The sequence below is a fragment of the Vibrio sp. YMD68 genome, assembly GCF_029958905.1.
GTDB lineage: Bacteria > Pseudomonadota > Gammaproteobacteria > Enterobacterales > Vibrionaceae > Vibrio.
Genome location: NZ_CP124614.1, coordinates 2,378,962 through 2,391,659, shown reverse-complemented (window position 1 = coordinate 2,391,659; position 12,698 = coordinate 2,378,962). Strand labels below are relative to the sequence as shown.

General features: G+C 43.7%; 11 protein-coding genes. 7 read left to right on the top strand and 4 right to left on the bottom strand.

Annotated elements, in window-relative coordinates:
- Nucleotides 1-48: 48 nt before the first annotated feature.
- The 3 genes from kdsA (at nucleotide 49) to ybaK (ending at nucleotide 3,606) form a co-directional block, all read left to right on the top strand.
- Nucleotides 49-900 (top strand): 3-deoxy-8-phosphooctulonate synthase, encoded by an 852-nt coding sequence (gene kdsA / locus QF117_RS16770; protein WP_282386961.1) that lies wholly within the window; start codon nucleotides 49-51, stop codon nucleotides 898-900.
- A 418-nt stretch (nucleotides 901-1,318) separates the two neighbouring features.
- Entirely contained in the window at nucleotides 1,319-2,980 is a 1,662-nt protein-coding gene (gene ushA / locus QF117_RS16765; RefSeq protein WP_282386960.1) for a bifunctional UDP-sugar hydrolase/5'-nucleotidase UshA, read from the top strand.
- Between the two features lie 152 nt (nucleotides 2,981-3,132).
- Entirely contained in the window at nucleotides 3,133-3,606 is a 474-nt protein-coding gene (gene ybaK / locus QF117_RS16760) for a Cys-tRNA(Pro) deacylase (protein WP_282386959.1), read from the top strand.
- A 228-nt stretch (nucleotides 3,607-3,834) separates the two neighbouring features.
- On the opposite strand, the gene QF117_RS16755 is transcribed toward ybaK, so the two are convergent.
- Nucleotides 3,835-5,085, bottom strand: a complete 1,251-nt coding sequence (locus QF117_RS16755) for a uracil-xanthine permease family protein (protein WP_282386957.1) — start codon at nucleotides 5,083-5,085, stop codon at nucleotides 3,835-3,837.
- 251 nt (nucleotides 5,086-5,336) lie between these two features.
- Between QF117_RS16755 and QF117_RS16750 the strand changes: the two genes are divergently transcribed.
- Entirely contained in the window at nucleotides 5,337-6,584 is a 1,248-nt protein-coding gene (locus tag QF117_RS16750) for a DUF2066 domain-containing protein (RefSeq protein ID WP_282386955.1), read from the top strand.
- 112 nt (nucleotides 6,585-6,696) lie between these two features.
- On the opposite strand, the gene QF117_RS16745 is transcribed toward QF117_RS16750, so the two are convergent.
- From QF117_RS16745 to QF117_RS16735, 3 genes are all read right to left on the bottom strand, one after another.
- On the bottom strand, nucleotides 6,697-7,125 hold the full coding sequence (locus tag QF117_RS16745) for a DUF2069 domain-containing protein (protein WP_282386954.1): 429 nt from the start codon (nucleotides 7,123-7,125) through the stop codon (nucleotides 6,697-6,699).
- A gap of 71 nt (nucleotides 7,126-7,196) precedes the next feature.
- A complete protein-coding gene (gene arsC, locus QF117_RS16740) occupies nucleotides 7,197-7,541 on the bottom strand; it encodes an arsenate reductase (glutaredoxin) (RefSeq protein ID WP_282386952.1) in 345 nt (114 codons plus the stop codon).
- 22 nt (nucleotides 7,542-7,563) lie between these two features.
- Nucleotides 7,564-9,018, bottom strand: a complete 1,455-nt coding sequence (locus QF117_RS16735) for a M48 family metallopeptidase (RefSeq protein WP_282389507.1) — start codon at nucleotides 9,016-9,018, stop codon at nucleotides 7,564-7,566.
- A gap of 243 nt (nucleotides 9,019-9,261) precedes the next feature.
- Between QF117_RS16735 and QF117_RS16730 the strand changes: the two genes are divergently transcribed.
- The 3 genes from QF117_RS16730 to QF117_RS16720 all read left to right on the top strand — a co-directional run bounded on the left by QF117_RS16730 (nucleotide 9,262) and on the right by QF117_RS16720 (nucleotide 12,662).
- Nucleotides 9,262-9,483 (top strand): sulfurtransferase TusA family protein, encoded by a 222-nt coding sequence (locus QF117_RS16730; RefSeq protein WP_282386949.1) that lies wholly within the window; start codon nucleotides 9,262-9,264, stop codon nucleotides 9,481-9,483.
- 15 nt (nucleotides 9,484-9,498) lie between these two features.
- Nucleotides 9,499-10,572, top strand: a complete 1,074-nt coding sequence (locus QF117_RS16725) for an AI-2E family transporter (RefSeq protein WP_282386947.1) — start codon at nucleotides 9,499-9,501, stop codon at nucleotides 10,570-10,572.
- A 218-nt stretch (nucleotides 10,573-10,790) separates the two neighbouring features.
- On the top strand, nucleotides 10,791-12,662 hold the full coding sequence (locus tag QF117_RS16720) for a methyl-accepting chemotaxis protein (RefSeq protein WP_282386946.1): 1,872 nt from the start codon (nucleotides 10,791-10,793) through the stop codon (nucleotides 12,660-12,662).
- Nucleotides 12,663-12,698 lie beyond the last annotated feature (36 nt).

Genomic DNA, 12,698 nt, shown 5'->3' with positions numbered 1-12,698 from the left:
AAGACCCATTGGATAGCGTGCGAGTCATAACAATATAGAGAGAATAAAATGGAACAAAAAGTAGTTAATATTGGTGATATTCCAGTAGCTAACGATAAGCCATTTACCTTGTTTGCTGGGATGAATGTTTTAGAGTCTCGTGATCTCGCGATGCAGATCTGTGAACACTACGTTAAAGTGACCGAGAAACTAGGCATTCCATACGTATTTAAAGCGTCATTTGATAAAGCGAATCGCAGCTCAGTGCATTCTTACCGTGGCCCAGGCCTTGATGAAGGGATGAAGATTTTTCAAGAAATCAAAGAGACCTTCGGTGTAAAAATCATCACGGATATTCATACAGAGGCGCAGGCTCAAGTTGTAGCTGATGTTGTGGACGTTATCCAGCTACCTGCGTTTTTAGCACGTCAAACTGATCTTGTTGAAGCGATGGCCAAAACCGGGTCTGTGATTAATGTTAAGAAACCACAATTCATGAGCCCAAATCAAGTAGGTAACATTGTCGATAAATTCGCTGAATGTGGTAACGAGAATATCATCCTATGTGAGCGAGGCTCTTGCATGGGGTACGATAACTTGGTCGTCGATATGCTTGGTTTTGGCGTTATGAAAAAAGTGTCGAACGGCAGCCCAATCATCTTTGATGTGACACATTCACTTCAAATGCGTGACCCTTCTGGTGCCGCATCTGGTGGGCGACGTGAGCAAACCGTAGAGTTAGCAAAAGCGGGTTTAGCGACGGGGATTGCAGGCCTGTTTATTGAAGCGCATCCAACGCCAGATCAAGCACTATGTGATGGTCCTTCTGCATTGCCGTTAGATAAGCTAGAGCCGTTTCTAGCTCAAATGAAAGCACTTGATGATTTGATCAAAGGGTTTGCACCTATTGATATTAAATAGTGAGTATATTGAGTAGCAAGTGAGATCCAGTCGCTTGTGTAGTTTTAGGGCAATGGTCTCTGATTTAACTTAATAACACGCACATTCTCTTTCTAAGGCCATCATTTTGATGGCCTTTTGTGTATCTGACACAGTCAAATGCCGCTACTTCAGCGCAATTCATGCCTAACTTCACAGTAAAACGTTTGCTTGTGATCCATTGAAATACGATATGAAAACATTCAATTTCGTTACACTTTATTCACTTATTTATAGTGATCTAGTAGACATAAATATGAAATCTTCGTGTACGGTTTGCTGTGTTAATTTAGACTGGTTCAAGTTTATCGAGCTATAAGCACCAAAAATATGGTGTGGTCTATTCTATATGGGTCGATATTAAATGCAGTGGATCCCCCAACAGTTCAAAGGTATGACAATGAAGCAAGGCCTTATTCTAAAAACGACGCTAAGCGCAGCGATTCTTGCAACTCTAGCAGGTTGTGCAACTCAACCTACTCATGAGTGGGAAGCAGATACAACATATAAACTGACCGTTTTACATACTAATGACCATCATGGTCGTTTTTGGCAAAACAAATACGGTGAGTACGGCATGGCAGCACGTAAAACGTTGATAGACGAATTACGTACAGAGATTCGCGCTGAAGGTGGTAGTGTATTGCTTCTTTCTGGTGGCGATATCAATACTGGTGTACCAGAGTCAGATCTACAAGATGCTGAACCTGACTTTAAAGGCATGAACAAGATTGGTTACGATGCCATGGCATTAGGTAACCACGAGTTTGATAACTCTCTTGAAGTTTTAGCGCAGCAAATCGATTGGGCTAACTTCCCAATGTTATCGGCTAACATTTACGACAAAGCAACGGGTGAGCGTAAATTCCAAGCTTACGAAATGTTCACTAAGCAAGGCATCAAAATTGCTGTTATCGGTTTAACCACTGAAGATACAGCGAAAATTGGTAACCCAGAGTTTATTGGTAGCATTGACTTCCGTGACCCTAAAGAAGAAGCAAAGAAACTGATTGCTGAATTAGAAAAAACAGAAAAACCAGACCTTATTTTCGCTGTGACACACATGGGTCACTATGAAGATGGCAAGCGTGGCATTAATGCGCCTGGTGATGTTGCTTTAGCTCGTTACCTAGATGAAGGCTCACTTGATATGATCGTTGGTGGTCACTCTCAGGAACCTGTTTGTATGGAAGCGCCTAATGTCGTGACCAAGAAATTCAACCCTAGTGATGAATGTAAGCCAGATATGCAAAACGGTACTTACATTGTACAAGCGCACGAATGGGGCAAATATGTTGGCCGAGCTGACTATGAATTCCGTAACGGTGAACTTGAGATGGTCAGCTACGATTTGATTCCTGTTAACTTGAAGAAGAAAATCAAAGTTGATGGTAAATCTCAACGTGTTCTTATTGAAGACGAAATTGCACAAGACCAAGAGCTTCTTGAATTCCTGCGTCCTTTCCAAGAGCAAGGTCAAGCTCAGCTGAATGAGAAAATCAGTGAAATTAATGAGAAGCTTGAAGGTGACCGTAATGTGGTTCGTTTCCAACAAACCAACCTAGGTCGTTTGATCGCAACAGCACACATGGAGCGCGCGAAGGCAGATTTCGCTGTAATGAACTCTGGTGGTGTACGTAACTCAATTGAACCAGGTGATGTGACTTACAAAGATGTACTGATTGTTCAACCATTTGCCAACATCCTTACGTACACTGACATGTCAGGTGCTGAGGTTATCGATTACCTAAATGTGGTTGCAACTAAGCCGGTTGATTCAGGTGCGTACGCACAGTTTGCTGGTATTTCAATGACGGTTGAAAACGGTGCAGTATCGAATGTTATGGTTGGTGGCAAGCCGCTAAACGTTGAGGATACCTATCGCTTTACTGTACCTAGCTATAACGCGGCTGGTGGTGATGGATATCCAAAACTGACCGCTCATCCAGGTTTTGTAAACACAGGGTTTGTTGATGCTGAAGTATTGAAAGAATACTTAGAAGCAAACAGCCCAGTTGATGTAAGCCTTTATGCACCTTCAGGTGAAATGGTCTACAAGTAAGCATTAAAATAACAAACCAGAGCAATAGTCCTGCTCTGATATAAATAAAGAAGCGGTGCACTCAGGTGAGCCGCTTTTTTTTTCATACAATCTATGTTCTATTATGCACTCGGTTTTTCGTGACGGATGACACACGAGTAAAGGACAGCCACATGACGCCTGCTATAGAATGTGCAATTAAGAATAAAGTGCCACATAAGATCCACCAGTACGAACATGACCCGAGAGCAAAAAGTTTTGGGCTAGAAGCCGCAGAGGTGTTAGGGCAAGATCCAAGCACGGTTTTCAAAACCCTATTGTTTTGTTTAAATGGGGAGCCCAAGAACTTAGCGGTTGCCATTATTCCCGTTGAAAACCAGTTAAGCCTTAAGTTAGCGGCAAAGGCGGCGAAGGCAAAAAAAGCAGGCATGGCAGATGCGAATATCGCTCAAAAAGTCACGGGTTATGTGGTCGGTGGAATCAGCCCACTTGGGCAAAAAAAGCGATTGCCCACGTTTATTCACCACAGCGCCACAGAACTCGACACAATATGCGTCAGTGCTGGTAAGCGTGGTCTTGAAATAGAGTTGGCAGCGCGGGATCTGGCCAAGCTCACCAGTGCCCATTTTACCTGTTTGTGTGACTAGCTATAACGTTAGATATCTATTTTTTAAATAGATACAAATTTTAAACGAATACAAGAATGGCCAAATACGAAGCACGTACTTGGCCATTTTTTAACGCTCTAGATTCTTACAGCACTCGCTTTTTATAACACGAACTTCTTACAACACGAGCAATGTCGTCTAAAGCCTTTATAGACTACGCACACATTTGATAGCTCGCGAACGCCTCAGGCTATTTTGCTTATTCTTCTATTTTGCCTCTTCTTCCATTTGAGCGTTATCGACGATGTGATTTTCGCCCAAATCTTGCGGTAAAACTAGGTTAAGAAGAATCGCCACGATACCACACAGGCTAACCCCTTGTAGGCTGAACTCACCAATACCAAATGCCATACCACCGATACCGAAAACCAGTGTCACGGCGACAATCACAAGGTTGCGTGATTTGTGTAAATCGACGTTATTTTTAATCAGGGTATTCAAACCAACCGTAGCAATAGAGCCAAACAGTAAAATCATAATGCCGCCCATAACCGGAACTGGGATGGTTTGAAGCAATGCGCCCAGTTTACCAACAAGCGCGAGAACAATTGCGGTCACTGCTGCCCATGTCATGATGACAGGATTAAAAGCTTTGGTGAGCATAACGGCACCGGTTACTTCACTGTATGTTGTGTTTGGTGGCGCGCCCATCATTGAAGCCGCGATGGTTGCTACTCCATCACCAGCAATCGTGCGGTGTAAACCTGGTTTCTTGAGGTAGTCTTTTTTGGTCACATTTGAAATAGCAAGCATATCACCCACGTGCTCGACAGCCGGTGCAATGGCGACTGGGATCATAAATAGAATGGCATTGATATTGAATTCAGGCGCCGTAAAGTTCGGCAGAGACAGCCATGCTGCTTGAGCCACTGGGGTAAAGTCGACAACACCGAAGTATAGGCTAAGTGCGTAACCCGCCATGATACCGCCGCAAATCGGTAATAATTTAAGAAAACCTTTCGCAAATACACTGATGGCAATCGTCACGATAAGCGCCACACTTGAGATCCAAAGAGAAGCCGTGCCGTCAATCAGTTGAAGGCTGCCATCCCCTGTTTTACCCAGTGCCATATTGACAGCAACGGGTGCTAAGCCTAGGCCAATCACAATGATCACTGGGCCCACAACAACAGGGGGGAGAAGTTTGTGAATGATCTCAACGCCTTTGATTTTGATCACCGCGCCCATCAGCACATAAACAACACCTGCTGCCATTAATCCGCCCATGGTAGCGCCAATACCCCATGTTTGTACCCCAAACATAATCGGTGCAATAAAAGCAAAAGATGAAGCTAGAAAAATGGGTACAGAGCGACGAGTCATTACTTGGAAAATAAGCGTACCCACACCCGCACCAAAAAGGGCGACATTGGGGTCAAGCCCAGTAAGCAATGGCACAAGTACAAGTGCACCAAAGGCGACAAAGAGCATTTGTGCACCCTGAATAGCATTTTTCATGGTAGTTTCCTGTTGGTTGAAGTGGTCGTTGACGTGTTAGCTGGAAAGCCGATGTTAAAAAACGAAGGGATTTTAGCACCTACGAAAACGTTTGCGGTGGAATAGATCAAATTAATGCACATAAATTATGAATTGTGATTGCTATTGCGGCAGTCTGAGTCAAATTCTCACGGTATCTTGAAGTCCATTTCTTGCTCACGGGTAGATAGTTGCTTATCATCTACTTTCGCTAGCCATTATGTAGGAAACATATGCGTCATTTAGTTTTATTGATCGTAAGTTTATTGTCTGTCTCTGCTCACGCTCTGACCAATGTCGATTTATATCGCGCTGAAATTGTCATTGATCAGGAAGAAGACAACGGAGATGCTGCTGCGCGAGTGGCTGGTATGAAAGAAGTCATCATCCGAGCTTCCGGTGATCGCACTGTGATTGAGAATGAGGTGATAAAAAAAGCACTGAATCAGCATTCTCAATATTTATCTAAAATCAGTTATGACCAAGTCAATGAACAATCAACGATACGTATGGGTTTCAATGCGCCTCAGATTCGTGCTCTGCTCAGTCAAGCTCAAGTCCCATTTTGGCCTGAGTCTCGTTCGAACTTGCTGGTGTGGTTAGTCGAAGACTCAAACTTTGAACGTAATATTTCCTGGGAGCACTCATCAACGGCGACCCTTAACGAGATTAAAAGCGAAGCGCAACGTCGTGGATTACCCATTACTTTACCGATTGGGGACTTTGATGATATTACGGGCATTTCCATTGCTGATGTCTGGGGCGGGTTCGTTGATCCAATTAGCGCGGCAAGCCAGCGTTATCCGAGTGATGCCGTCTTAGTCGTTCGTTCCCAAGGGAGCAATCTTCGTTGGACGCTTTATGATCAAAAGCCTTCGAGCATGATGTCACGAACCCAAGCGCCTATTACTGGCACTGAGTCAGGGTCTCAATCTGCTGCTGACATGATCAATACTGTTAGTGATTACTATGCGAACAAAAATGCAGTCATGGTTGCGAGCGAATCTTCGGAATCTGTGACCGCCCAATTTACCTCAATAAACAGTGCGCTTGATTTCTTCCAATTGGAGAATAATTTAAAAGCATTGTCTTCTGTTGCTTCCCTCGATATCGTTAAAATTCAAGGTACAACCGTGACATTTAACGTGCATTTATTGGCGTCTCAAGCAGAGTTCGAACAAGAAGTGCTTCGTATTCAAGGTATTAATAAAGTGGCTGATACATTCCCTTCTGGCGAGTCGAATGCCCACAACAATTTGGACGACTCTGGTTCAGTAAATGGCGCTGTTAATGATAACCAACGCAATGCTCAAGAAAGTAACAGTGCTGCTGATACTGACGTTGTTGGTGAAAAAGTGAGTTTGGAAGAAGCACCGACGCTCTCTGAACTTAATAAGCCAGTAGAAAGTACGATGGAAATTCAACACCATGATTCAACGGAAGTGGATCGAACATTAAGATTTGAGTGGAAGGCTGACTAGTTTTTTCAGGACGCCTTTTATTCAACAGAAAAAATATTCAAGAGAAAAAGCACTCAAAAAAAACCGCAGATATTTCTGCGGTTTTTACTTTTTTGGAGGCTGAGATTACATGTTATGAATTATCGAAGCGCGCTTTTTCTTGCTTCTCTACTTCGGATAAACGTGTGAGCTTAAGGCCCAGTTCCTTACCTCGAGAGCGAGCGTAAAGAATGTTGCCGATAAATGCCATCGTTGTTAAACACAGCTCAACGGAAGCAAGCACCCGTTCTCCATCTCCAATGTATAAAATAACCAAGGCATGAAGAAAGTAGAGCATTAAAACAAAGTTTGCCCATGCATGGGTGTAGGGTTTACCTGCGAGAATCCCTGGGAGTGGTAGCAGTAAAGGCACGCTCCATGCAATTGCGAGAGTGAGGTTATTGATATGGGGATGCGGGGACAAATACCATTGCCACAATACAACCCAAGAGATGAGTGAAAGATTGCCGAAAAGAGCGAGCAATCTAAATAGTTTGGTTCTGGTTGTCATGTCAGGTGCCATTGGCTTGTTTATCCTTGCTTGCCTTACTGTGTTTCTATTACGCTTTTGAAGACGGAACTCAAAGAGCCGATTTATAAAATGTCCAAAACTTGCTCTGGTGGGCGTCCATGACGTGCTTTTCCATTTGAAACCACAATAGGGCGCTCGATTAATTTTGGGTTTTCTGCCATGGCTGAAAACAATTCTTCGTCGTTCGCGTCAGCAAGTTGCAGTGTTTTGTAGGCTTCTTCTTTGACTCTCATCATGTCTCTTACGCTAGATACATCAAGTTGTGCATAGAGTTCTTTCAAAGTGTCGGCCGTTGGTGGCGATTCTAAATATTTCACAATAGTCGGTGAAACATTATTTTCTTCCAATAACGCCAATGTTTGACGGCTCTTTGAACATCTTGGGTTGTGATAGATGATGACAGACATAAAGGCTTCCTTGTTGATGTAATTATTGCAGTGATAAGAATCGGTCACGTTGAATCATGAGTTGGTCAATTCGCGCATCGAAGCGAGCTTGTTTTAGGCTACCTAGGTCGACTAGTTGGCTGGCTTGAGTGTAAAACTGTATGGCTTTGTTCCAGTTCGCTTTCAGGGCTAAAATCTCCGCTCGTGCGGCAAGATCATCGGCACTTTCGCCCAGTGCAATGTTCGCTTCTGAAAGTAGGTGCCAGCCGTTAACGTCGTCACTAAAATTATGAGTGTAGCGTTGTAATACACGAATGGCTTCGAGGTAGTTGTCTTGTTCAAGCAGCGCGTTAGCATAATTGATAGTAAGAACTGGGTTATTGGGCTTAGATTGCAGTGCCTTTGACAGCATCGCGACGGCTTTCTCTGGTTGTTTTTGTGCAATGTACAAATCAGACAGCGCATCTAAGTAAAAATTATTGCTAGGCTCGAGTTTTATCAAATTGTGAAGTAGGGCATCAGCTTGTTCGAGATCTTTATTATCCAAATGAACCAGTGCTTTACCATATTGGAAAGCGGGGGCGATATCTTTACCTACCTTTTTTTCTGAACGTTCTAACCAATCCATTGCTGCTTTGCCATCGATACCGGCGTATCGAGCCACAATTCGCGCCCTTGCTAACTGGTAATCAAGAGACGGCTGAATACGCATCGGTGGGTAATTTTGAGCTCTGGCTCGGGTGTCTGTAATACGATCTTCAGGAAGAGGGTGGGTAAGCAACATCGGTGGCGGCTTACTAGCGTATCGGTACTCATCAGCGAGTCGGCCAAAAAATCGAGGCATGGCTTGAACCTCAAAACCAGCTTTAGCCAGGGTGTTTATACCAAAGCGGTCCGCTTCTTTCTCGTTACCACGCGTATAGTTTATCTGGCTTTGCATATTGCCCGCAGTTGCAGCGGTCACCGCAGCGATTCCAGCTTCTGGAGCCGCAATAGCAATAAGTAAAGAAGCAGCAAGTGCCGCTAATGTCGCGGGTGAACGTCTGGCTTGATCTTCCATTCTTCTTGCCAAGTGACGTTGGGTAACGTGAGCAATTTCATGGGCAACAACAGAAGCCAGTTCGCTTTCAGATTGGGCGTGTAAAAATAATCCGGAGTGCAACGCAACATAACCACCAAAGAATGCAAAGGCGTTGATATTTCGATCTCGAATCATAAAAAAGGTAAAGGGGGTTTTTACATCGTCAGCACTGGCGACTAATCGGTGCCCGAGTGAGTCGATATACTCATTCAATACAGGGTCATTAACGATAGGTTGGTTGTTTCTTAGAATTCTCATGTACGCATCGCCATAGACAATCTCTTGATCTATCGTGAGGGTTCCTCCCGCAGCGGTGCCTATATCCGGTAGCTCAATATTATTGGCGATGGATACTGAAGGGCTGGCAATAGCCGTGGCGACGCAAAGGCAAACTAACGAGCGGGCGCGTTTAAACATAGTAGTCAACAATACTCCATTTTCATTGTTGTTATTGACACGGCAAAGCCTGTTTTGTTTCAACTATTTCTGCTCTTTGTTGGAAGAGTGGCAAAATATAGCGGCATGGCAAGCGGTAGTGGCTACTTTAACGTTGATGCCCCCGTAAATACAAGGGCGCCGTAATGAAACATGAACTTGAATTTTGTTTGCTGCATAAAACCCTATACAATAGCGGCTTACTGAAGTGTATCGAGTCAAAAAGTGGAACGACTTCTAGATTTACGTGCTGAACGCTGCCCTATGGCGCTACTATTGGCAAAACGTTATGTCACAACGCTAACCATCGGAGAGGAGGCTGAAGTTATCCTGTCTGATGAAAGCTCATTCCAAGACGTAGAGCGTTATTTCCGTTTGAAGAACCACTTAGTGACTAGTGAGAAAATAGACGACGGCTTTAGACTTAAAGTCGTTATTCAAAATTAAAGGGAACACTGCTTAATGTTAGATATGGTCAGTCGTTGGTATAAGCGACGTTTTTCAGATCCACACGCTGTAAGCTTGGTCGCTATTCTATTTTTTGGTTTCATTACCATCTACTTTTTTGGTCACCTCATTGCGCCTTTGCTTGTCGCCATTGTATTGGCTTATTTGCTCGAATGGCCAGTGACCCAACTTGGTCGTTTTCGTATCCCCAGAACGTTCGCCGTTATCATTGTTATTTTGTCGTTTACTGGCTTGATGTTATTGGCCGTGTTTGGGTTAATTCCGACTATCTGGCAACAGGTAGGCAATCTTATTAATGACATCCCCAATATGTATATTGGCCTGCAAAACTTTATTGCTATTTTGCCAGAACGCTACCCTGAACTCGCCAATCTTCAGATAGTGGAATCATTGATTATCAATATGAAAAATCAAGCGATTGGTATGGGGGAAAGTGTTGTTAAGGGATCCCTTGCATCACTGGTGAGTTTAGCCACGCTTGCTGTCTATCTAATTCTTGTTCCGCTATTGGTGTTCTTCTTGTTAAAAGATAAGAAAGAAATGGTGGCGATGGCGAGTGGTGTTTTGCCAAGAAACCGACGTTTGGCCGATAAAGTTTGGGTTGAAATGAACCAGCAAATTTCGAATTACATTCGAGGTAAGGTGCTTGAGATCTTAATTGTTGGTGGTGCAAGCTACATTACGTTCGCTATATTGGATCTTCGATATGCAGTGTTACTTGCTGTGGCGGTGGGTTTTTCTGTCTTGATCCCTTATATCGGGGCGGCAGCTGTGACGGTACCGGTTGCCATCGTCGGGCTATTTCAATGGGGTCTAACACCACCGTTTTATTGGTTACTGTTTGCTTATGGCATTATTCAGATGCTCGATGGCAATGTATTAGTGCCTGTTCTGTTTTCTGAAGCGGTTAACCTCCACCCTGTTGCTATTATTGTTGGGGTCCTGGTCTTTGGTGGGTTATGGGGCTTTTGGGGGGTCTTTTTTGCCATTCCGTTGGCGACATTAGTCAAAGCCGTGGTGAATGCACTGCCTAGCCATGAAGACGAAGAGCTGAAAATCACCCCCTAATCACTCGTCTTTATAACGTAACTCATTGAAATAAAAGTAAAGCTCTATCGATTTTAATCAGGTAGAGCTTTTTTTTTTTGCTTTTGCATCTATACTTCTACCTATGAGTCACAAATAGCCATCAATTTATTTACAAAAAAGTAATTAAGTTTTTGTAATATTTGACGATATAGCATATGGAATAATTAAAATCTGGTGTCACCTAGTCGAGGGAAGTTATGAAATTTAGTCAGAAAATTGTGGCAGCGTCTTCAGCATTGTTGTTTGTTACGGTTTCTTTACTGTCTGTTCAGCAGTTATCTACGGTGAAATCGGAAGTAGAGAACCTAGTAAGCAGTAGCTTGAATGAAATGGTTGTCGGGGTAAATAATACGGTTTCATCGGAAATGGAGAGTAAAAAGTCCCTAGCTCAGTCCACCACTGAAGTGATTGAGATTAATCCTCAAGATCAAGCTTATGTAAAGACAATCCTGGAGACTCCAAATTTGAAGTCTAGCTTTCTAGCGGTCGGTTTTGGTTACGACTCGAATGGCTTTGTTATTGAAAATGATGACGGCTGGGAAGCCGGCCCGGATTATGATCCTCGAGTTCGTCCTTGGTTTATCGATGCAAAATCGAAAGGTCGATTGATCGTGACTGCCCCTTATGTTGATGTATCAACAAGTAACGTTATTATTTCAATTGGTACGCCAGTCAAAGAAAATGGCAAATTCACAGCGGGTATGTTCTATGACATGGAACTGACCGGACTTGCGGATTTGGTCAACAGCATTAACCTGCTGGATGCGGGTTACTTATTTATAGTGACCGGTGATGGAACGACGATCGCACACCCAGAAACAAAGAATAACGGACAAAAATTATCCACCTACATGCCGGAAGTTCAAATCAAAGAAGGCGTTCAGAACATAGAGATGAATGGTTCAAAATTTCTTGTCCAGTTCATGAAAGTGCCTTCAGAAAACTGGTATGTCGGCGCGATTGTTGATGAGTCTATTGCTTTTGCAGCGATAGCCAAATTACGTAATAGCTCGGTTATTTATACGTTGATTGGCGTTATTTTAAGCGTGATCGTTCTGACACTATTGATTCGCGTATTGATGCGCCCATTAGGGACGTTAAACGCGGCCATTCAAGATGTCGCTTCTGGTCAAGGGGACTTAACAAAACGTCTTGATACTAACACAGACGCTGAATTTGCAGAGCTGGCTAAAGGTTTTAACAAGTTCACTGAAACGTTACAAAATCAAATCATTCAATCGAAAAGCATTGGTCATGAAATCATGAACGGAACCGAGATGATTGTGCATGGCGCCCATGAATCTGCCGATGCGATGCGTAGTCAGCTTCAAGAGTTGGAGCAATTAGCGACAGCAATGAACGAAATGGCGGTAACGGCAACTGAAGTGGCCAATAATGCTCAAGGCGCAGCGGCGGCGGCTCGAGAGGCAGATGATGCCACAGAAGCGGGTTCAAAAGTTGTGAGTGAAACTACAACGTCTATCGATAACTTGTCGGCAAGAATAGACCAGGCGGTAGAAGAGGTAAAAGGACTAGAAACGGCAACGGCGAACATTGAAACCATCTTGAAGGTTATCAATGACATTGCCGATCAAACCAACCTTCTAGCATTAAATGCGGCGATTGAGGCTGCTCGAGCGGGTGAATCAGGTCGTGGTTTTGCCGTGGTAGCTGATGAAGTCCGTACATTGGCACAACGAACGCAAGAGTCGACGACAGAAATTCGCAGCATGATTGAACAGCTGCAAGCCGGGGCAAGTTCCGTATCGGCAGCAATGAACGAAAGTAAAACAACCGCTATCGATGCCGTTGATAAAGCGCAAGCCGCGAACTCTTCGCTAGAAAGTATCAGTAATGCCATTCAGCAAATCTCTGATATGAATTTGCAAATCGCATCTGCTGCGGAAGAACAAAGCTTAGTTGCGGAAGAAATCAACAACAACACCGTGAAGATAAAAGACCTATCGACACAAGTGGCAGATTCAGCTGAAAACACCAATATAGCGATGCAAACACAGAAAGATAATATCCATCAGCAAGATGCGCTACTGAATAAGTTTGTGGTTTAACACAAGCGGTTCTATAAACTAAAATGCCAGCTCGAC